Here is a 20,926-nt window from a genome sequence, read left to right on the forward strand (position 1 = left end):
CAGATATAGTAAAAAAGAAACCTTTTCTGGAAAATAGTGACCTGATTATGAATTTGTGACAGTTGTCATATTTAGCAGATGTCGGTGTATCCCTGATCTTTTGTTTTTATTATCAATAATTTCTTCGGGTCGAAGGACGGGTTTGAGGCCCAGGTCACAATTTTTAAGAAATGAGGGTGGAGTAGGGAGGAGAAGTGAGGATGCCCCCTGCCTTCCGCAGCAGGTGGCACCCCTCTGGTAAAACACGATTAATACTTTATGTCGTGTTTATTGTGGCTCACGCCAGACTGGATAATGGCCTGTTTGGCATTTTTTACGCCCAGTTTTTTTACAATGTTTCCCATATGGAACTTGATGGTGCTTACTGATATTTCGAGAATATCGGCAAGTTCCGGATAGGTTTTGCCAGTGCGGCACCAGTGTAGTATTTCTGATTCTCGAGTAGATAAAGGTGTTATATCCGGTTTTTCTGCTGCCTGCTTCGAAGTGAGAAATATGTCATGTATATAAATTAACAATCCCTGTATCTCATCTTTGTGTCGGGCGATGTTGTTTTTAGTCTCACCCTCCATTAGTTTGTTAATATATAGAGATAATACAGCCACGTTATTATTCTGGTCGTGCAAAATAAATGCATGACCACAATAAATATTTGTATTTTTCAGTGGATTGAAAATGTTTTTGGCTGTTCATTTGTTATCTGCCTTTATATTTCCCCCCCAGGGGAATGGTGTGATTCGTTTCAGCGCGTTAATAATTACGGGGTCTATGGTTTGCCATTTATTGTCAAGCTAGTTATCGACCATGATGTCAGGGAAATCGCTAATGATCATCATATTATTAGTGTTGTTTTTATTCTATCACTCCATACATATAATTTATCTTGCTATACCTATTTATCTCTATATCTATAATGTTATTTATATGTTTTTATGGTCTAAACAAAGTCCGTTTCGCATTTTAAAATTTCTTTTCCCTCTGATTTTGAAAAACTATTTAACTTAGTCTCGTACAAAGCATTTGCAAGCAATTTCTAACTTTTATCTGAAACTCCACTGTACAGTAATGACAAACACACTGGGGATGATGATGCCGGTTTCGATACCGAAATAACTGGTGAAGTTGTATTGAAAGCCATGATAGATATAGGGAGAGAAGCCGATGCCGGTGGCCTTTTTGAAATCATGATAGGACCCATGATCGCCACAGTTTTTGAAGGCATCGAAGAAAAATTCACCGGTATAACCATATACCCCTTTGAAAACCCAGCCATTATCCCAGTCTTTCCAGTCTCTCCTCACACCCATAGCCAGACAGCGATCGTCGAAGCTGTTTTTCATCGTTCCGATGAGAATACTGTATTTTGAGTCTTCTGAAAGTTTACGTTCGACAGAGAAGAAATTATTTTCGAAGTTTTCTGTGTATTGGCCGTGATTTCCCGTCAGATGGTAAACAAAGGAACCTGTATTGATAGAATAGAGATTTATCTCGCTGGCCTGACTCATGAAAGCCATAACCAATAAAAAAAGTACCAGGTACTGGTTTATTGTCTTAAGCATTTTGATGTCCGATTTAATTATGGTTGTCAGAACGCAGCACGAGAAAAATAAGACAAAATAAGGCAGGAAAAGAGACAGGGAACCTTCCCTTAATGCAAAGAGGAGTCTGGTCAGGAAGCGAAGCAATACAAGACAACTTTGCGAATGGCGACATGTATTGGAACCTTATACTGACTGCAAATGCTTTATAAACAAAGCATTACAGTGTCTGTGCCACAGCCCCAGAGTTTCACGTTAATGTGTGGGACTACCGTAAACAAGCATAGTCTATTTTTTCTACTGTGCCGTGTCGCTTGCAGGTCATCACAACCGGGTTATGTGTAGCAATTTTGATGTGCCCCAAATTATGTATCAATCTCACATGAATAAACGGGAACCGACCGGGTCGTACCGGTGAGATTTTCGAAGACTTCGGTTTCAAATGTCCTGATCCTCATGCCTTTTTTGCGCAAACTCAGCACATCTGCCGCGATACGCTGTGAGCCAAACCAGAATAATCCGTCCAGCGCCGATACAGCCAGACCCTCTTCCAGTGCCTTTTTAAGACGTTCACGCGGCGCTTTCAATTCTCTGGCGATTTGTTGGTAAGGGGCTGCGGTGATACCCGCTGAATCTACCCGCCGGATACGGGTTGTTAGCCGGTACTGAAATTCATCCGGCATGTTGCTCAAGTCCGATTTTACGCTCCAGATGCAACCGAAACGTTTACCGTTGAAGGTGGCACTTTTGCGGGTAATCTGAAGTTCATCACGTAATCCGGCAATCAGCTGCGGAGTTCGCACCAGCAACAGCCGGAAAGGCAGCTCAAAACTGGTGACGTAATCCAGATTCAGTAATGCAATACGGAGCCGCTCTTCAGCTCCAGCCCGTAACTGACGACACTCATCCAGTACCTCTTCCCACTGCCGGGTACGGGCAGGCGATTCGTTGAGTTCCATGAAACTGTACTTTTCTATTTGATACTCTATCCGTTTCACCATCGCTGTACACTTTCCTGGGGCTGGTGTGAGTTGGGCAAATGATTTTGACACACTTTGCGCTTATGTTTCGCCGACGGATGCTTATAAAGTATTTGAACGCCGGGATGAAAGCGGAACTCGGGTCATGGTTGCAGCATGAATTATGTAGAGGATTTTATGAGCACGAGCAATCTTTATCTATTACAGCCGCTTGATGGCACCATCATTAAGTTTAATCCTGAATCCGGGGAACAGGCTTCTGTCATTTCAGGCCTGCGATCTCATCCGGATGGCATTGCCGTCGATGTGCCGAATAACAAGATCTATTGGACCAATATGGGGGAAAACAAGGAGCCTGAGACGCTGGAATTTTTCCAGGCTGATGGCAGTGTTGAGACCGCGAACCTGGATGGTTCTGACCGTAAGCGCCTGGTGGAAAATGGGCTTTTTGTCACCGGTAAGCAGCTTCTCCATGACCGTGAGAACGGGCATCTTTACTGGTGCGATCGTGAAGGGATGCGTGTTTTTCGTTCCAAGGACGATGGTTCGGATCCATCGGTGCTTATTCAGACGGGACTTTTTCCTCAGGATTCCAGAGACTATACGCGCCATTGCGTAGGCATCGCTATTGATGCCAAAGCTGGTTTTCTTTACTGGACGCAAAAAGGGCCTCCAAAAGGTGGGAAGGGGCGCATTATGCGCGCATCGCTCACTCTCCCGGCAGGCACAACGGCCTCTACACGCCAGGATATTAAGCCGGTAATGGAAAACCTGCCAGAACCGATTGATCTGGAATACGATTTTGCTAATAACCTGATGTACTGGACAGACCGGGGAGATTCGCTGCAAGGGGGAAACACGTTAAATTGTGCCTCGGTGAAAAATGGCGAGTTTACCCATCATCGTATCCTTGCTACGGGACTGGACGAAGGTATTGGGCTGGCCTTAGACAATCATCGTGGCGTGATATGGATTACCGACCTAGGTGGCAATTTATGGCAGTACAAACTGAACTCAGATGAACCGCTTAAACGTATCGCCAGCTTTGGCCCGCTGACAGGCATTGCTCTTGGCTGAGTCGGTTCGGCTCTATCAGTGATCGGGATCGAACCTGCGTTCAGGCGGGTTCGTTATGAGCAAAACAGGCAGCGATTTCGCTTTTTGTTGAGACTATTGATTCCTTTACTTTTGGTTATCTTTGAAGAACTTTATTTTTTCTTCTGAAGAGAGCGAGTTGTATGGAAGAGATAGTTATTGTTGAGCCAGCTTTTTTCAGCCAGTTTCATTGTGTGGGCAGTGCCTGTCCCGACCATTGCTGTAAAGGCTGGGACATTGAGCTTGATGAGCCGACAGTGAATCGCTACATAAATAGTGATGAAATTGAAATTCGTAATATTGCCGTGGAAAATATCATCACAACAAAAAAGAGTCAGAGTAGCTGGGGGAAGATTCAATTAAAAAACAATGGTGACTGTACTTTTCTTGATGAAGACCGCTTATGCAAAGTGCATAAATCTCTGGGGGAAAAAGCGCTAAGTACCACTTGCGCGATTTATCCCCGCCTTTATGCAAGCTATAAATATGAAATCAGAAGTAACCTGACGTTATCTTGTCCCGAAGCAGCGAAGAGACTCTTAACTAACCTTGGCGCGATGCTCTACAGCGAAAGAGTCAAACTCAGCCCCGAAGCGATTAATGCACCTGATATTCGCCAGGAAGATCGCCTGCTCAATCTGATGTGTTCGAATATTATGGTCAGTTGCGGTATGGCAATCGAAGAGGGCTTTTACGGTATCATAATGCTGCTTCTTTATCGCGATAAACTGGCAGAGAGCGATGATCTGTATGAAAGTTTGTTAAATTATTTTGAGGATATCCAGGCGGCGATTCAAAACGGCCAGATAAGAAAAAACATTGAAGAATTAATCCCGGATTATCAGCTGCAATCCGTGCTACTTCTGCGACTGCAAACGTATCTGAGCACAAAGTATGAAGGGCGCGGCGGTGCGACCTTACGAAAATATTCTCAAAAATTAATTGAGTTGCAGAACAAAGTCATTGAAGAAAATGATGTCTTGATACCCATGCAGCGGCTAAATAAAATCTGGCAAGAGAAAGCAGTGCCGTGGCTACAGAATCGCCCCGAACTGCTCAGTAACTATATCCAGTACCGCATGTATGAGGATTTTTTTCCGGTGAAAAACGGAAGGGAACCTTTTACCAATCTTTATTTTTTGATGTCAGAATGGTTTCTGTTGAAATGGCTTATTGCTGCATCTGTTGAGCTTAACAGCGATTTCAATGAAGACGATGTGATTAATATCATTTATAGTTATCATGGTATTACCAGACATAACAAATACGCGGAAGATGCTTTTTTGGCAGAGATTGAAGAGGTGAAGCCCAAAGATGATTTTTCACTGGTGTATCTGTTGTAATAGAGTACATCACCCTGAGTGGCGTTTTTCAGGATGCTGACGATCTCTAAAAAACGGGAACTTAATGACATCGTTAAAGCCAGTAATACAATACTGATAATAATACTGGCTACCCGAATAAGAAGTCGTTAAACCGAAGGACATTACAATAATGTCATGTTGCGATCACTTTACAATAGGCTTTTTAATGTTCTCTTCGAGGATTTGTGTGACGTAGTGCATCCAGCATCGCATACCAAACAGGTCCAGCAGCAGGCTTACCCATAAAAGTCCAACACAAAAGACGAGTATCAGTGCGATATAATAAGGTGTTGCTGACATTTTGTTCCTCCCAGGGTTTGCAGATTGCTGTCAGATTGTTCCAAATAAATCATTCCACATCAACAATAAATAAAGAGCCTTAAGTCTATTAAAATTATGGGTGCAGTTAATAATATCATTAATGTTTAGATGGAAATTTAAATCATCAGTTGTGTGTTACAAGTGTATCTAAAATTTACAAGTGACATACATGTCTAGATTGTAATGCTTTAGTAATTGATTTCATCTTAACCCAGGGCTATAAATAATAAGAAGTCGCATCATAAAACCCCTCCTGAGTGATTAAATTTAAGTAGCACCCCTAGCTAGCTAGAGCGCCTTGCGTTGCTACAGCGTCAATTGAGCAGGAAGAAAAAAGGCTCAAAAAAACCGCGCCAAAGCCCGTTTAAAGGTTGCCCGACTCCACGCGAAAATAGCTGATTGCCGACTGGATGCCCTGCACAAGGCAACCCGCAGACTGATCAACGAAAACCAGGTTGTCTGTGTTGAATCCTTAAAAGTGAAAAACATGATCCGAAACCCTAAGCTGTCTAAGGCGATAGCTGACGCCAGCTGGGGCGAATTTGTGCGCCAGCTTGAATATAAAGCTGAATGGACCGGGCGCTCAGTGGTCGCCATAGATCAGTTTTTCCCTTCGTCAAAACGCTGTAGCGGTTGCGGTCACACCCTGTCTAAACTTGCGTTAAATATCCGGTCCTGGCATTGCCCTGAATGTGGCATTGAACATGACCGTGATATTAACGCTGCAAAAAATATCAAAGCTGCCGGGCTGGCAGTGTTAGCCCACGGAGAGGCTGTAAATCCTGAACCGCTGACTGCGGCTTAGGTTAGGCTCTGTGAAGTGGGAATCCTCGCCGTTTACGGCGGGGAGCAGTCAATTTGCGAGGTACGGGTAACATCACTCCAGCTGAATGGATTGATTTTGATGCCTGCATCACATTAAAACTACTTTAAAGTCATTTTAGTTATGTGGTTGTTATGGCTTTTATAAGTTGTATGAACATTAATTATTACTTTGAAGTAATAAATGGCCTTCTCCGTCTGAAGAAGGCCATCATCTTGTTATTCGATAGAGCTTAACAGCGCGTTCTGAATGATCTTCTGCGCCCTGAGTGGGTTCTGCTCAGCCTGGGCGGCCTGTAAGGCGGCGATATCCAGCTTATCCAGCGCGCGATAGATGTGCTTGAGGAAGCGAATGGAGAGGTTGGCGGCTTCAACGTTGTCTTCGCGGAACGGGAACTGGTCCAGCTGCCACACGCCCTGCCAGTTATTGATCTTAAGCACATAGAAGAATTCGAAGATTTCCGTCATGTGCACCGTACCCACCACCAGGTCATCATCCCAGCCACGCAGGTTGTCATTGACGTCCATACCAAACAGGCGACCACGATCGATGATCAGCTGGGCGGAATCGGCAGGAGATTCACCGGCAAACAGCGCATGACCAAAGTCCAGCAGGATGCCGACATTATCCAGCCCGATATCATCGATACCCAGCAAGGTACGGGCGGCGGAATCCCAGGTCATTTTTACCCGTGGTTCGCGCGGCTTATATTCGATGGCGAATTTCACATCGGGATTGGCGCTGGCGAGTTCACGCATGCCATCCACCGCCAGCTTCCACAGGTTCTTATGGTCTACCTGGAAGGGGTAGTCCCAGCCATCCTGTCCGGGCCAGACTTTCACATAATTGGCGCCCAGCTCACGCACCACTTTGGCCGCTTCGTGCATCAGTTCGAATGCCTGCTGGCGAATGGCCGGGTCCGGGTTGGTAAAGGCACCGCGTGAGAAGCGGCGCAGGTAGATTTCGGGGGTGACGCCGATGGCTTTCAGTCCGGCGTTTGCCAGCGCTTCTTTGACATCACTGACGCTGACACCTTCCGTGAACGGATAGGGCACATCGACGTAAGATAAATCTTCGACGGTTCCGGCGATACGTATCTGCTCCAGCGTACTCAGCGCCGGGCCGTAACCATCCACCGCATAACGATCGACATAGTTGGCAAAGTGCCACAAACCGGCACCAAATTTCGGGTAGGTATAGGTATTCATTTCAGACATTCTCCTTAACAGACTGTAATTTTTTTGTGAGGTAAGAGGATGATATTTATTGCTGCAACAGGGTTAATGCGCTGCGTCTGACGCTGTCGGCATCAATGCCAAGACGCTCCCGCGTGGTCTGGCGATCGCCCGCGATAGCGTATTGTCCATCTGCCACCCCTAAGCGTTTCAGGCGGGCACAGGAGCCATTTTCCGCCAGTACCTCAGCAACGATACTGCCGACGCCACCATTGATGTTGTGCTCTTCCACCGAAATAACGCAGGGAAGATGAGCCATGGCCGCGGCCAGGGCAGACTTATCGCAGGGACGAATGGATGACAGAGAAATCACCGTGGCCGAGATGCCGAGATCGCTTAATTGTGCCGCTGCAGCAACAATCTCGTGGACTGCCGACCCCAGTCCCACCAGCGCGATATCCTCGCCTGCTCGCAGTACATCAACCTTGCCCGGTGCGAACTGGTAACTGTCGTCGTGTAAGATCGGCAGTTCTTTTCCATCGAGGCGGATATAAACCGGGCCGACATGACGCAGCGCGTAATCAATAATCTGGCGGCACTCCTGCAGACAGGAAGGGGCATAAATTTCGATGTTGCCAAAGCCACGCATCACCGCAATATCATCGGTACTGTGATGGGTACTGGCCAGCGGGCCATAGCTGGCTCCGGCGTTAAGACCAAACAGTTTGACGTTGGTATTGTTGTAGCAGACGTCGACCTTGATCTGTTCATTGGCGCGTGAAATCAGAAAAGGTGCAGCGTTGCAGGTTGCGGCCACCTTTCCGCCCAACGCCAGACCAGCGGCGGTGCCTACCAGCGACTGTTCAGCAATCCCGACATTGATGAGGCGGTCGGGAAACGCCTGGATAAACGGGCTGATTTTGGCGGTGGATGTTGAATCCGCCACGACCGGCACCAGGTCGATACCTGCGTTAACCGCATCGATAAAGGCTTCAACCATAACGGTTGCCAGGTGCTTTTTCTCACTCATCTTGCAGCTCCTCCAGCGCCAGTTTGATCTCATCACCTTTCGGGACCCGGTGATGCCACTCCGGTTTGCCCTGAATAAAGGAAACCCCGTAGCCTTTTTCCGTGTTGGCAATTATCACGTTAGGTTTGCCATTGGCGGGCAGCGATTCCAGCGTGGAGACCACGCTGTGCATATCGTTGCCCTGACATTCTGTGACGTTCAGACCAAACGCCTGCCACTTGGCGGCAAGCGGGTCGGTATTCATGATGTCCCGGGTTGCCCCTGCCAGCTGGAGTTTGTTTTTGTCATTGATGATGATGAGGTTATCCAGCCCGTAGTGCGCGGCAGCCAGGGCGGCCTCCCAGTTGCTCCCTTCTGCCAGTTCGCCATCCCCGGTCACGACAAAAATCTTCCTCGGATTGTTGTCCTTCTTTGCTGCCAGGGCGATACCAACCGCCACCGGTAAACCATGTCCGAGTGCGCCGGTATTCAGCTCAATGCCAGGCGTTTTGTGGCGCACCGGATGGCCGGGCAGATGGGAATCGGCATGCTGGTATGTGGGTAACCATTCTGGCGGGATAAACCCGGCTTCGGCCAGTACGCAGTAGTAACCGCCAACGGCATGGCCTTTCGACTGGATATAGATGTCACGCGTCGGGTCATTGAGCCGGTCAGGGGCACAGTTCAGGACACGAAAGTAAAGTGCGGTCAGGATTTCGACCTGCGACAGATCAGCACCCGTATGGCCGCCAGCCGGGCTATTGGCGTTTAGCTCAATGATCCGACGGCGTATCGCACGTGCTTTTTTTTGCAGGTCGCTGACCTCAAATGCGAACGGATTCATGACACACTCCTGAATACAAATTCTTTATTGAATATTTATTCTATGGGGTAACAATAAATCACCGGACGTACTCAGACGTCAGATGACGTTGCATTTAATCGTCATTGAATATATATTCATGATCGATTTAATATTCATAATTGTGATGGTTTTCTGTTCTGCCAGCTATGTAAGCCGCACGGAAATGGGATTCGAATCACATTTATTTCTCAGGGCGATTAAATATTCAGGGGGCCGGTGGAAATCCAGACAGCGCGCCTGCTGGTGGGTGATTAACTGACGGCGGTGATACGCAAGGCCATGCCTGGTTTACCCGGCAAAGGCAGGCGATCGCCTGAGCGCCAGGTTTGCGGCAGCCGCCGGGTTTCCATCTGCCATGCGTCGATGATATCCACGTGATATTCCTTACCTTGCGGCAGCATCGTCAGTAACTTGAAACCCGGCTGGCTTTCACCAAACCAAATCAGCCAGTAATCATCACCCATATGGCCGATGGCAGCATCCCAGTGCGAATCGGTTTTTCTCAGCCAGGGCGACAGGCGTTTTGGCTCACCTTCTTCCAGCAGTTGCCGCAGATAACCAATACGCGGGCTGCTTTCTCCTTTCAGTTTCCCACCATGTGACCACCAGATAATGTCGTCGTCGCTGAGGTAGCTTTCGCCATGGGTGACATAGCCTCCCCGGCACACACCCTGCCAGGTGAGGTCGAGCATTTTGTGCGCGGTGATATTGCCCCATCCCAGATCAACATCCCCCTCATAGCGGCATTCATCGATCACCACCGGTTTACCAAAGTCTTCGCGCCAGCCGGGTACAAACCACAGGTCGTGATGCTGGATGCTGGCATGGCTGACCCACGGCTGTGTCTGATCATACCAATGGGCATTACTGGTGTAGTGCAGGGGAGGGTTGTGCCAGTTATGGATCGAGATCAGATGCTGATACGGGTCTTCTGCCGTGATTTGCTGAAAGACATTGTCCCAGAACGACATCGGCTTTTTCAGCAGCAGGTCGAATTCATTGGCCAGTGACCACCAGACATTGCTGAAACTCGCCAGACGCGCTACCAGGTAACTGACATAGCGTTGATCCACCTCCTCAGCCATTTCCGCGAAGCCCCAGCGGTCGTACGGGTGAAAGATAATCAGATCAGCCTCAACGCCGCGGGCCTTCAGGGCATCGATCTGGTTTTCCAGCTGCCGGAAAAACTGGCAGTCAAAACGGGTGAAATCAAAGCCGGATGTGATGTCGCCGGGAAAAGGAAAACGTTCCGGTTCACGGAAGTTGTAAGTGTAATGTTTCGGGAAAACACACATCCTGATTTTATTGAATGACGAGTGTGCCAGTGACGCCAGCGTCTGCTCCTGTACCGCTTCCGACTGGTAGTTCCAGACATACGCCGTGGTACCAAAGGGATAATAGGGTTGTCCGCTGGCATAGCTGAAATGCCAGGTCTCAGCGGATCTCACCGGCCCGGTCGCATCCTCGCCAGCGGCTATGCAAATCACTTCTCCGTGCTGGTCATGCAGGGCCGGATGGTTACTGGTGGTGGTGAAAGTCCAGCTGCCTTCGCGCTCAGGCATAAAGCGAATCAGGAAACGCCCGTCATCGTCATAAAATCCCCGTACCGTTTTCTCTTCCTGCTGGTGGCGAAAGATGGCCGTGACCCAGGTAGCGGTGAAGTGACGGGCATCGGCATTGACCTGAAAAATGAATTCAGCGCGTCCCCACTGTGGAACATTCAGCGTTTGTGGCGAAACTAACATATCAGGGTTCCTTAATCTGATGAGCAACGGAAGGTTGTGCGGATGGAAGCGTTCCTGACGCGGCACTTTTGTCCTCAAGGGAAAAGAACATAATCAGCAGCAGGCTGATGCCGTGGAAAATTGCGGGCACTCCGGCAATCAGGAAAATAATGGCGCTCATGGTCTGCGGCGCAACTGCCGCACCGGCGTGATAACCGCTCAGGCTGAGCACCAGACCGACGAGACCACCCGCCAGCGCCAGCCCCACTTTCATCGAAAACAGCGTCCCGGCGGCGATAAATCCGGACATTTTGATGCCGGTTTTGCGTTCGCAGTAGTCAGCACAATCGGAAGGCAGCGCCCAGGCCATGATCGATCCCATTTCAGCAAACAGGACTGAAACCACCAGTAAGCCAACAGCCAACCATAGCTGCTCCGGGCTGACAAAGAACAGTGCCAGCGCAGCCAGGCCGCCGCCCATCTGGGCAAATTTCAGCGAACCCAGCGCTGACAGTTTTTTGCGCTTGATAAGCTGCAACGCAATCATCGGCGCGACGATGCCTGCGATGGCGGTGGCGGAGAGCAAACCCGAGACAAAACTGTCGCCCCGGTTGAGAAAATATTTGACGAAATAGATGGTGACGCTGCCTTTGATCACAAAGGCAATCGAGCTGGTGATTTTGAAAATGTAGAAAATCACCACCGGGCGGGCGCTGAGTGCTGCCTTTGCCTGTTTCATAAATGAGGTGGGGTTGGCCTGTCTGATCGGCGTGACGCGTTCTCTGGTGCCAAAAAAGCAGCTCAGCATAAACAGGGTCGCCAGCAGGGCAATCATGCTCATCGCCACCCTGTAGGCTTCAGCCTCATTTTCTTTGCCGTACCAGGCCACGAAAAGCGGCACGGTCAGCGAGCAGATGAGAAAGGACATTTTTGCCAGCGGGAAGCGCCAGGCATTGGCACTGAGACGTTCCTGTGGATCGGAAGTCAGCGAGGCCAGCAGTGCCACATAAGGCACCACGGTTGAGGCATACATCAGGATCAAGAAAAGATACGTAGCATAGGCATAGACCAGTTTGCCGCTGGGGGAGAAATCGGGGGCGATGAACACCAGCAGACAGGAGAGGCCATAAGGTATCGCCAGCCATAAAAGCCAGGGACGGTAATGGCCGTGGCGTGTCGGGGTGCGGTCCGCAACGCTGCCAATAATCGGGTCGTATACGGCATCAACCAGTCGCGCCACTACAAACAGCAGCCCCATTGCTCCGGCTGAGATACCGAGGACATCGGTATAAAAGTAGGGCAGGAACATCATGGTCATGCCCAGGAAGATGTTGGCCGAGGAATCCCCGAGACCAAAACAAATCTTCTCTCTGATAGTCAGTTTATGTACCTGTTGCATACGACCTCTGAATATATATTCAATATGGAGTATTTATTCTATTGTGCAAGCTACGGGTAACATCCTGCCAGTATGACGGTGTAAATCTGCCAGAGGAATCACAAAAAAAGACGATTTTCTACTCAAAAGGAAGATTTTAATGAATGCGTATATTGGCTGTAATTATGGAGATATCGATGATGGGTTTTTATTTTTTTCCTTTAAAATCAGTTTATTTTTGAGATGTGGCGACAAGGGGGGAACATATTTCGTTATTAAATGTACTCATTGGTAACTTTTGTTCTGAGCGATAAAAACCTCGTCACTTTCATCCCATTCTCCCTGCGCAGTGAATATTTGTTCAGAGGAAATGACCTTATTGAACATATGAACGAAAGTAATTCATGTGTTTGTGAAGGATTCGTGCTTTTTACTGTTTATAAGGTGATCACGATCCCGTATTTACCGATACTCCCTAACATTTGATTTACCTTGTCTTATACATTTGTTCCATTAACGAGAAAATGTTCAGTAAGTCTGATGCCTGAGGTTCCTGCCATCAGACCAATGACGTTAAAACAATGAAAACTCACTACGGGATAGATGTTATGGAATTACAAATACTTAAGAAGACATCTTTAACTGAACGGTCCTACACCATTTATTTGATTTTCATCGCCTGTATTGGCTGGTCGCTGGCGTCTTATGACGTTAATTTGCTGGTGCTGGCGTTACCGGAGATGTCCAAAGAGTTACAGATATCCGAACAGATGCTCGGAATACTGGGCTTTTTTGTCTATGGCGCCCAGTTCCTGATTACTCTGGTCGTGGGTTACAGCATGGACAAAGTGGGCCGCAAGCTCCTCTGGATGATTTGTTTATGCGGCACGGCGCTATTTACCGGGGCAACGTACTTTGTCGATAATTTCTGGCAACTGGTGCTGGTCCGCGCGCTGGCGTCGGGGCTGGCTTATTCCGAACTGGCGGTGTCGATCACGCTGGTGAATGAACAGCTGCCGTCTAAAAATCGGGGATTGCTGTATTCCATCGTGCAGGGCGGCTGGCCATTAGGGGTTTTCTTTGCTTCTGCGGTGTATATGGCGTTTGGCGACCTGGGCTGGAGAACGGTGTTTCTACTGGGCACCATCCCGATTGCTGTGGTTATTCTGGGCCGTGTTTTTATTAAAGAATCAGAACGTTTTGAGCAGGAAAAATTAACCGGGAGCGCGAGAAACAATCCCGTGAAAGAGATTCTGCACTCCCCGGTACTGAGAAAGCGCATTGCCACCATGTCGATCTGCTGGATTTCTTACGGTATCAGCTATGTTGCCAGTAATTTTTATATCACCTGGTGGCTGACACAGCGCAAGGGATTTAGCGGCAGCCAGGCCAGCGAACTGATGTTGTATTGCGGCTTTATTGGCTTCTTTTTTTACATTATCGGTGGCTGGCTGGGTGAGCGCTTTGGTCGCAAAAAAGTCATCACCTTTGCCGCTTTGTCGGTTGCCCCTCTGAGCCTGATTTTGCTGTTCAGCGAAAGTTTCTGGCTGGTGGTCGCTGTCTATTTCCTGATTTTCCAGGTGACTAACGGTATCTGGGCATCAGCAGGTTACGTTTATCAAAGTGAAAGTTTCCCGACACGGGTACGAGGGACCGCCATCGGTTTTCTCTCTTCCATGATGGTGCTGGGATTCGTGCTGGGCAGCCTGCTGTGGACGCTGGCCAGCTCGCTGCACAATGCGTCTGCTACCTGGGTGATCGTGGCAGTGATGGGTTCCATTGGCATGTGGGCAACCCTGTTCCTGAAAGAAATCAAAACCGGCCAGGATATTGATGCTGAATTTGACGGTCAGATGGGGTGAAGATGAGCCAGCTGATTGATTGTTACGGTACGGATCAACCTCTGGTGATCCCGGAGAGGATCGAATATGGCGCATGGCAACTGGAGTTGATTGCCGGGGACATCCGGCATATTCACTATCAGGGAAGCGAGGTGATTCGCTCGATTGGTTATATTCTGCGGGATGATAACTGGGGCACCTGTCCCATGGTGCTTCTGCAACTGAATATCGAGAGGATGGATGATTGTCTTCAGGTTGTCGCGATTAACCAATGTCAGATCTCCGCTCAGAACCGGGCAACGCTAAAACGCGTATTGCGTATCACCAAAGACAATATTGATGTCCAGGCTGAATTGCAGGCTGAGGATAATTTCTCAACGGCACGCTGTGGTTTTACCGTGCTTTATCCGCTGGTGGGTGTGGTGGGATCACCGGTGGATGTGTTGCACAGCAATGGTGAAACCGAGCACGGACGTTTTCCGGTAAATATTGAACCCTGGCAACCGTTTAAAACGATTCAGCGCCTGGTTTATCAGCATGGTGACGGCATTGAGGTTGTGACTGATTATCAGGGCGATATATTTGAAATGGAGGATCAACGGGCATGGATGGACGCATCTTATAAAGTCTATTCCCGGCCGCTGGAATATCCCTGGCCCTATATCGTTGATGCCAGCCAGCCGCAGCGGCAAGCCATCAGCCTGACGGCGCGTCCGGCCACAACTGAGGCGATTTCCAGTGAGTATGTACCCGCAACGGCTGAGATGACCATGCCAGCAACGGGTATTCTGATCACGGCGGAGATGTTGCAGGATGCTGATGTGCTGGCTGGCTTGTTGCGGGAACTGAATCCCGGTTATGTGCTTTTTCACTGCCATCCGGAAAAAGAAGGTTATCAGCCTCTGGCTGCACTGTCTGATGTGATGCGACAACTTCCTGCAAAAGCGTTGCATATTGAGTATGTTTTGCCGATTGGGCAGCAGGATGATTTCCGGCGTCATCTTGCTGAACTGGCGACGATGTTAGCGACTCACCGCATCAGCCCTGCCTGTATCATTATTTCTCCTGCCACCGACCTGAAGTCCACGCCGCCTGGCAGCGAGTGGCCCTGGTGTCCTGAGCTGGCAGATATCTTTAGCGCTGCCCGCGCTATTTTCAGGGACGTGCAGCTGGGGGGCGGGATGATCAGCTACTTCACGGAGCTGAACCGCAAGCGGCCGCCGCTTGAGTCAATCGATTTTGTGACACACGCGACCTGCCCGATTGTGCATGACGCGACTGATCGGGCCGTGATGCAGACGCTGGAATCGTTACCCTATATCACCCAATCGACGCGCGACATCATTGGCAGCAGCCTGCCGTATCATCTTGGTCCTGCCATGATCAGCATGCGGGATAACCCTTACGGTGCGGCGGTTTACCCCAATCCTGACAACATCAGGCTGACAATGACTAACAGCGACCCGCGACAAAAAGGGCGCTTTTTCGCCAGCTGGCTGGTGGGTTATGTTGCGCAGTTAAGCGGCGCGGATATCAGCCACTGGTGTCCAGCCGGACTGCTCGGTGATATCGGGCTGGGACAGATCAACGTATCGGGTTTCTCGGCTTATCCGGCATGGCCGGTGGTTAAGTTTCTGACCTCTCAGGCAGGAAGTCTCGTTCGTGTGCTGCCAAACAATAATCCCAATGTGGTGGTGCTGAAATTCTCTGGTCAGCAGACCGCCTGGCTGATTGCCAGTCTGAGCCCTGCACATCAGAAGGTGGTGCTTGATTGCGGCTCTGGGCTGGTGTTATTCGGATTAGGTGGTGAGGTTAGCCTGCATCAGGAACGTGCGGATATCGATCTGGCGGCGTTTGGTGTGATTTGTCTTGAGTGAAGCGAAGCTGACGTTGCTAGAAGTGTTGACCAGCTGTGATAGCAGCTGGTCAGTGAATCAGGCCATACCGGGGTTCATTTTCTTTATCAATTCGTCTGCTGTCTGCACTTCAGCATGCTGCGGCAGTATGCGGTTAATAAGAAATGAATGGGTGCCTTCGTCGGCATCTGCACAGCAGTCGGCAGCAACCAGCAGGTTGTAATCCAGATCAAATGCCTGTCGGACGCTGCTGAGCACCACGCCGCTGGTTGTCAGGCCAGCCATGATCAGCGTGAGGATACCCTGAGCTTTGAGGATCATGTCCAGGTCTGTAAAACTAAAGGCGCCAATACGGTGCTTGATGATGACCGTTTCGCCAGGCTGTGGCGAAACGTCCTGATGGATGGCGCTTTCAGGAGCACCTGTTAAAAAAATCCCGTGTTCCCTGATGGCTGCAAACAGAGTATTTCTGCTGCTGATTTCTGGATAGCCCTCGCGAAAGCCAACGGTCACGTAAATCAACTTAACGCCAGCTTTTCGGGCTGCATTTGCCAGGGTAGCAGTTTTGGCCAGTACATCTGTAGCAGTATCTTTGCTCAGGTAATTTTCCAGAATGACACGCTGATAATCCATTATCAGCAGTGCACTGTGAGCAGGGTCAAATGTATCAATGACAGTCATTTTAATCTCCGGACAAAAAATTATTTATGCGGGCTGGCTTTACGTCTCTGGAGAACGCGCCAGTTGAGTGCGGCACCGGCCAGCATAAGCAGGCTGGTTACCAGGAACACAAAACGCATGCCGAGATGGGCACCTGTAAACCCGCCAAGCAGCGGACCGGTAAACTGCCCGATAAACTGGGCAGAAAGGGAGTACCCCATTATTCCTCCGATGCGCTCTTCAGGTACGTGGCTGCGGATAACAGCGGCGATGCAGGGAAGCAGCCCACCCAGTGCGATCCCCATGAGGAAACGCAGAACGATAAGCTGCCAGCCTGCTGTCACAAATGCCTGCGGTATCAGCAGTAATCCTGCAACTATCAGGGCATTGGTTATCACTCTGATATGCCCGATTCGGTCTGCCAGCCGTCCCAGCCAGCTGGCAGATAAAACGCTGCCAAGCGCGGCGGCAGACATAACAAGCCCTGCGGTATGGGTCACCGAAGCGGTATCTGACGTCAGGGTGCGAATAAAAACGGTGATAATGGGTTCAATCGACATGTTTGCCAGCATCAGAAGCAGGCCCGTTAGCAGCATGCAAATGACGGCCCCCTTGCCGGGAAGTTCTGCCCAGCTTACGGTTTTTGTTTTTGTTGCTTTGCCAGGGGATTTAACCGGTTCCCGGATAAGCAACAGCGTAAGCAGAAACGCCATGAAAATAAGCGCACCAGCAAGCCAGAAGGTCGTGCGGATCCCGATAAGCGGCGGAAGCCAGCCGCCTGCAATCGGTCCGGCCAGATTGCCCGCCATAACGCCGGAAGCAATCATCCCCAGCGCCCATCCGGAACGTTTTGCAGGAACCTGAACCGCAATAAGAATTGTGGCTCCGGAAGAGTATCCTCCCGCCAGTCCTACCAGAAGCCGAAGGACCAGCAGATGCCAGATATTGGTGGCAAACCCCATCAGTGAAACCATAATTGCCATCCCGAGGCTGGCTCTGACCAGCATGGCTTTACGGCCATAGCGATCGCCCAGACGCCCCCAGACGGGTGCAATGAGGCCTGCGGACAGGAACGTTGCGCTATAAGCCACGCCGGACCATTGAACAATAGCTGCGTGTCCGGATACACCCAACTGCTCAACAAAAAGCGGCAGAAAAGGCAGCATCAGCGTCATGGCGAATACTGTAGAAAACGCACCGACCATGCAGATAATAAGATTTCGTTGCCAGTACGAATTGCCCGATTCAGACATAAATTAGCCTATCAAAATTGCTTGGGATACCAAGTTGGGATACCATACAGATCTGAGTTTATTAATGTCAACCTGAAGTGGGGTCAGAGGTATGTCACAGCAGACAGATGTGGAAAATCGACTAAGAGAAATGATCCTGAATCTGGATATCAGCCCAGGCGAACGCATCACAGAACGATGGGCTGAAGCTGCTTTTGGCGCATCCAGAACGCCGGTCAGGGCCGCTTTTATCAGGCTGGCAAATGAAGGACTTCTGCGTCGTGAAGGGCGTGGCTGGATGACTGCGCCTGTCGAGCCGGAAGAAATTCGTCAGCTGTTTGATTATCGCGAAGCGCTGGAAGTATCTGCGTTGCGTATGGCAGAAGGAAAAATTTCTCAGGATCAGCTTCAGTCGCTTGCCGGGCTGCTTGAAATAGACAACCCGTCCGCGTCAAAAGAAGAATTGAGCCGTACCGGTACGGAGTTTCATCTTGCTCTGGCAGGTCTGGCCGGGAATAAATTTCTTACCGAAAGCCTTAAAGATGTTCTGCAGCAGCTGTCACGTGCGCGCTGGCTTGATAGTGGCAGCGAACAGCCAGCATGGGAAGAACATCGCGTTTTGGTAAATGTTCTGAAACAGGATGATTTCGAAACTGCCTCATCCCTCATCAGTGCACACATTCGTTCAAGCCGGGACAGAACGATCAATGCTCTGACCCGGAACCAGAGAACACTGCGCGCGCGCGGCGTGAAATTATCCTGATTTATGTAGTCAGGTTATTTCAGGTCCAGCTCGGTCATCACCCGGGCAATATCTGCGATATCTCCTGCTGATAGCGGCAACAGGGGACGAGGCAGACAGTCCGAGTCGGTTAGCCCAAGCACGCCAGCTGCGGCGGCAATAACGCGAATGCTGCCACCATGTTTACGGAACAGCGCCCATAAAGGGTCCAGGCGGGCAGTTAAGGCAGTCACGAGGCCATGGTCGTTCACTGCCGCGGCCTGCGTGATTTGTTTGGCTGTTTCCGGGAATAAACCGCCACAAACGGAATACCAGACTTCACAACCGGCATTTAATCCCAGCCCGGCATAAGCGTCGCCACTGATGCCGATGGTCACGCCGGGACGAAGATTTTGGCGCAATGCATCGACTCGGGCAGTGGCAGCAACAGGCGTATCCGGTACGCCCGGAATTTTAACCGATTGAACGCCCTTTAGTGACGACAGCAATCCATGCAATTCATCTGTAAATGTGAAGTGTGTGGTGCCTGGGTTGTCATAAACACAAATCGGTACTGAAACATGTCGGGTAACCGTCTCAAAAAGCGCATAAACCTCTTCATTGCGCAGTGACTGGTAACTCACCGCAGGAAGCAGCAGTGCATCAGCGCCTGCGGACTGTGCATCTTCAGCCAGGTGCAGAACTGCATCGGTACTGACGGCACCCACACAAACCATCATGGGGATTTCTCCGACAAGCTGACGGGCCAGGGTTGCGGTACGTTTGCGCTGTTCCCTGGTCAGATAGGCATAGCTGCCGGTTGAACCCAGAATGCCCAGAGAGTCAACGCGGGCTGCCACCAGGCGGGCCAGAATCTTACAGAATCCCTCTTCATCTATCCCGCTGGCGGTGACAGGGGTTAACGGGAAAGCAGACAAACCGGTGAACATACTCCTTCTCCTGAATAAAAGTAAAAGCGTTACTGGCAGATGAAGACGACTTCAAACTGCAGACCTGGCATCATTTCTTCAAGGCCGTCGGTAAGCATTTTCCCGGCTTCATGAAGCTGCGCCAGTGGCATCTGAGGCAGACTTTCCAGAACAAACCACATGTGTTCAGCTTCCACACTTAAGCGGGTTCTGATCCCCTGCCGCCAGTTCCATCGACGACAGGTTACACCCACATCATCACACCAGACGACTTCGCCTGGCGAAGGAAATTCCACTGCCGGTTCCCCTTCTTTTACGGTATCAAAAGGTTCAGTGCCTTCTGCCACAATCAGGCGGGGGGCACCCTTATACGCAGAGATATTTTCGCCACCCACCGGAACGGCATACCGTAGGCTGACGGCATTATAAAGATCAACAACCGGGTCGAGCGCTGGCATGACACCATCGCGAAGCACACGCTTACGCAGCGCATCAGCAGAACAGGGGGTGCGTTTTGGTTTGGCACCAAACCTCTGGAATACATCTGCCCATGCGGCCAGATGGGATTCTGCCCAATCGGGGACACCTGCCAGCACCGCTTCACAGGCGGCTTTCAGCGCTCTTTCCCCAACCTGCGGGCTTACTACAGGCGCAGCCTGCACATAAATACTGAGCGCCCGAAAACCGGGAGCAATACCATAAACTTCAGGGGCAATTGACGCAGAGACTGTGAACACGGGATAATCCTGTAACGACCATTTTATTTCATAATATCGACCAATGACCAAAAAAGTCAATTTAGTGACCGGTGCCGGTGCAGATGTCAGCATCGTAAACGAAGCGGTATCGCTCCGGATTAAGCAGTTCCGAAAACAAAAAAAAATGTCTCTTGATGAGCTATCCCGACGCGCAAATGTCAGTAAGGGCATGCTGGTAGAGATTGAAGGGTGCAAAGCCAACCCCAGTATTGCGCTGTTATGCCGCCTTGCGGCTGCAATGGGGGTTTCAGTGGCAGATTTTGTTGATGTGAGCACTCAGCCTGACGTCCATATTATTGCTGATACGGAGATCCCTGAACTCTGGAAAGGGGACAAAGGTGGGAGCGCCAGGCTTCTTGCCGGCTCAGGTGGGCCTGATATGACCGAACTCTGGCTGTGGGAAATGCAGCCCGGCGAAAAGTTTGAATCACCGGGGCATTCCCCGGGAACGCTGGAGTTATTGCATGTACAGTCCGGGACGTTAACGCTGTGCGTGAAAGAGAGCCTGTTCCAGTTGAAGGCAGGATTCTCCGCTACAGCCAGAACTGATGTTCCGCATTTCTACGAAAACCGGGGAGAAATAACCGTGAACTTTATTATGACAGTCAATGAAAAAGCCTCATAAGGGGCCCTCATTTTGCGTCCAAAGTCACCCTG

General features: G+C 50.0%; 18 protein-coding genes and 1 pseudogene. 7 read left to right on the plus strand and 12 right to left on the minus strand.

Annotated features, from left to right (window positions below; genetic code table 11):
* Positions 1-248: 248 nt before the first annotated feature.
* From HA50_RS25830 to HA50_RS25845, 3 genes are all read right to left on the minus strand, one after another.
* Entirely contained in the window at positions 249-605 is a 357-nt protein-coding gene (locus HA50_RS25830) for a helix-turn-helix domain-containing protein (RefSeq protein ID WP_084879637.1), read from the minus strand.
* A 435-nt stretch (positions 606-1,040) separates the two neighbouring features.
* Positions 1,041-1,514, minus strand: a complete 474-nt coding sequence (locus tag HA50_RS25840) for a hypothetical protein (protein WP_167379271.1) — start codon at positions 1,512-1,514, stop codon at positions 1,041-1,043.
* A gap of 389 nt (positions 1,515-1,903) precedes the next feature.
* Complete coding sequence (locus HA50_RS25845; protein ID WP_084879640.1) at positions 1,904-2,539, minus strand: ECs1377 family protein; 636 nt, start codon at positions 2,537-2,539, stop codon at positions 1,904-1,906.
* A 135-nt stretch (positions 2,540-2,674) separates the two neighbouring features.
* On the opposite strand from HA50_RS25845, the gene HA50_RS25850 reads away from it, so the two are divergent.
* The 3 genes and pseudogenes from HA50_RS25850 to HA50_RS25860 all read left to right on the plus strand — a co-directional run.
* Positions 2,675-3,595, plus strand: a complete 921-nt coding sequence (locus HA50_RS25850) for a hypothetical protein (RefSeq protein WP_084879641.1) — start codon at positions 2,675-2,677, stop codon at positions 3,593-3,595.
* Between the two features lie 161 nt (positions 3,596-3,756).
* Positions 3,757-4,956 (plus strand): flagellin lysine-N-methylase, encoded by a 1,200-nt coding sequence (gene fliB / locus HA50_RS25855; RefSeq protein ID WP_084879642.1) that lies wholly within the window; start codon positions 3,757-3,759, stop codon positions 4,954-4,956.
* Between the two features lie 633 nt (positions 4,957-5,589).
* A pseudogene (locus HA50_RS25860) lies at positions 5,590-6,103 on the plus strand (RNA-guided endonuclease TnpB family protein); the annotation flags it as partial.
* A 236-nt stretch (positions 6,104-6,339) separates the two neighbouring features.
* On the opposite strand, the gene HA50_RS25865 reads toward HA50_RS25860, so the two are convergent.
* The 5 genes from HA50_RS25865 to HA50_RS25885 form a co-directional block, all read right to left on the minus strand.
* Positions 6,340-7,329, minus strand: coding sequence for a sugar phosphate isomerase/epimerase family protein (locus HA50_RS25865; protein ID WP_084879643.1), 990 nt, complete (start codon positions 7,327-7,329; stop codon positions 6,340-6,342).
* Positions 7,330-7,384: 55 nt separating this feature from the next.
* Positions 7,385-8,326, minus strand: a complete 942-nt coding sequence (locus HA50_RS25870; protein ID WP_084879644.1) for a transketolase family protein — start codon at positions 8,324-8,326, stop codon at positions 7,385-7,387.
* On the minus strand, positions 8,319-9,149 hold the full coding sequence (locus tag HA50_RS25875) for a transketolase (RefSeq protein ID WP_084879645.1): 831 nt from the start codon (positions 9,147-9,149) through the stop codon (positions 8,319-8,321). The genes HA50_RS25870 and HA50_RS25875 overlap by 8 nt, the downstream gene beginning before the upstream one ends.
* 272 nt (positions 9,150-9,421) lie before the next feature.
* Positions 9,422-10,915: a DUF5605 domain-containing protein gene (locus tag HA50_RS25880; RefSeq protein ID WP_084879646.1), complete on the minus strand. Its 1,494-nt coding sequence runs from the start codon at positions 10,913-10,915 to the stop codon at positions 9,422-9,424.
* Between the two features lies 1 nt (position 10,916).
* Positions 10,917-12,293: a glycoside-pentoside-hexuronide (GPH):cation symporter gene (locus tag HA50_RS25885; RefSeq protein WP_084879647.1), complete on the minus strand. Its 1,377-nt coding sequence runs from the start codon at positions 12,291-12,293 to the stop codon at positions 10,917-10,919.
* A gap of 587 nt (positions 12,294-12,880) precedes the next feature.
* On the opposite strand from HA50_RS25885, the gene HA50_RS25890 reads away from it, so the two are divergent.
* Positions 12,881-14,134 carry an MFS transporter gene (locus tag HA50_RS25890; RefSeq protein ID WP_158087442.1) on the plus strand — a complete coding sequence of 418 codons (1,254 nt, stop codon included), beginning with the start codon at positions 12,881-12,883 and terminating at the stop codon, positions 14,132-14,134.
* A 2-nt stretch (positions 14,135-14,136) separates the two neighbouring features.
* A complete protein-coding gene (locus HA50_RS25895; protein WP_084879649.1) occupies positions 14,137-15,990 on the plus strand; it encodes a D-apionate lactonase family protein in 1,854 nt (617 codons plus the stop codon).
* A gap of 57 nt (positions 15,991-16,047) precedes the next feature.
* Here the strand turns inward: HA50_RS25895 and HA50_RS25900 are convergent, their stop codons facing one another.
* Together HA50_RS25900 and HA50_RS25905 are read right to left on the minus strand one after the other, a co-directional pair.
* Positions 16,048-16,650, minus strand: a complete 603-nt coding sequence (locus HA50_RS25900) for a cysteine hydrolase family protein (protein WP_084879650.1) — start codon at positions 16,648-16,650, stop codon at positions 16,048-16,050.
* Between the two features lie 20 nt (positions 16,651-16,670).
* On the minus strand, positions 16,671-17,882 hold the full coding sequence (locus HA50_RS25905; protein ID WP_084879651.1) for an MFS transporter: 1,212 nt from the start codon (positions 17,880-17,882) through the stop codon (positions 16,671-16,673).
* Positions 17,883-17,973: 91 nt separating this feature from the next.
* Between HA50_RS25905 and HA50_RS25910 the strand changes: the two genes are divergently transcribed.
* Entirely contained in the window at positions 17,974-18,624 is a 651-nt protein-coding gene (locus HA50_RS25910) for a GntR family transcriptional regulator (protein WP_084879652.1), read from the plus strand.
* Positions 18,625-18,638: 14 nt separating this feature from the next.
* Here the strand turns inward: HA50_RS25910 and HA50_RS25915 are convergent, their stop codons facing one another.
* A complete protein-coding gene (locus tag HA50_RS25915; protein WP_084879653.1) occupies positions 18,639-19,532 on the minus strand; it encodes a dihydrodipicolinate synthase family protein in 894 nt (297 codons plus the stop codon).
* 29 nt (positions 19,533-19,561) lie between these two features.
* A complete protein-coding gene (locus tag HA50_RS25920; RefSeq protein WP_084879654.1) occupies positions 19,562-20,248 on the minus strand; it encodes a B3/B4 domain-containing protein in 687 nt (228 codons plus the stop codon).
* A 43-nt stretch (positions 20,249-20,291) separates the two neighbouring features.
* Between HA50_RS25920 and HA50_RS25925 the strand changes: the two genes are divergently transcribed.
* Positions 20,292-20,894, plus strand: coding sequence for a helix-turn-helix domain-containing protein (locus tag HA50_RS25925; RefSeq protein WP_084879655.1), 603 nt, complete (start codon positions 20,292-20,294; stop codon positions 20,892-20,894).
* The last annotated feature ends 32 nt before the right edge of the window (positions 20,895-20,926 follow it).

The organism is Pantoea cypripedii, from assembly GCF_002095535.1.
Lineage (GTDB): Bacteria > Pseudomonadota > Gammaproteobacteria > Enterobacterales > Enterobacteriaceae > Pantoea > Pantoea cypripedii.

Coding starts and splice junctions, on each gene's coding strand:
- HA50_RS25840 (WP_167379271.1), bottom strand. CDS start 1,514: ATGGCTTTCATGAGTCAGGCCAGCGAGATAAATCTCTATTCTATCAAT.
- HA50_RS25845 (WP_084879640.1), bottom strand. CDS start 2,539: ATGGTGAAACGGATAGAGTATCAAATAGAAAAGTACAGTTTCATGGAA.
- HA50_RS25850 (WP_084879641.1), top strand. CDS start 2,675: ATGAATTATGTAGAGGATTTTATGAGCACGAGCAATCTTTATCTATTA.
- fliB (WP_084879642.1), top strand. CDS start 3,757: ATGGAAGAGATAGTTATTGTTGAGCCAGCTTTTTTCAGCCAGTTTCAT.
- HA50_RS25865 (WP_084879643.1), bottom strand. CDS start 7,329: ATGAATACCTATACCTACCCGAAATTTGGTGCCGGTTTGTGGCACTTT.
- HA50_RS25870 (WP_084879644.1), bottom strand. CDS start 8,326: ATGAGTGAGAAAAAGCACCTGGCAACCGTTATGGTTGAAGCCTTTATC.
- HA50_RS25875 (WP_084879645.1), bottom strand. CDS start 9,149: ATGAATCCGTTCGCATTTGAGGTCAGCGACCTGCAAAAAAAAGCACGT.
- HA50_RS25880 (WP_084879646.1), bottom strand. CDS start 10,915: ATGTTAGTTTCGCCACAAACGCTGAATGTTCCACAGTGGGGACGCGCT.
- HA50_RS25885 (WP_084879647.1), bottom strand. CDS start 12,293: ATGCAACAGGTACATAAACTGACTATCAGAGAGAAGATTTGTTTTGGT.
- HA50_RS25890 (WP_158087442.1), top strand. CDS start 12,881: ATGGAATTACAAATACTTAAGAAGACATCTTTAACTGAACGGTCCTAC.
- HA50_RS25895 (WP_084879649.1), top strand. CDS start 14,137: ATGAGCCAGCTGATTGATTGTTACGGTACGGATCAACCTCTGGTGATC.
- HA50_RS25900 (WP_084879650.1), bottom strand. CDS start 16,650: ATGACTGTCATTGATACATTTGACCCTGCTCACAGTGCACTGCTGATA.
- HA50_RS25905 (WP_084879651.1), bottom strand. CDS start 17,882: ATGTCTGAATCGGGCAATTCGTACTGGCAACGAAATCTTATTATCTGC.
- HA50_RS25910 (WP_084879652.1), top strand. CDS start 17,974: ATGTCACAGCAGACAGATGTGGAAAATCGACTAAGAGAAATGATCCTG.
- HA50_RS25915 (WP_084879653.1), bottom strand. CDS start 19,532: ATGTTCACCGGTTTGTCTGCTTTCCCGTTAACCCCTGTCACCGCCAGC.
- HA50_RS25925 (WP_084879655.1), top strand. CDS start 20,292: ATGACCAAAAAAGTCAATTTAGTGACCGGTGCCGGTGCAGATGTCAGC.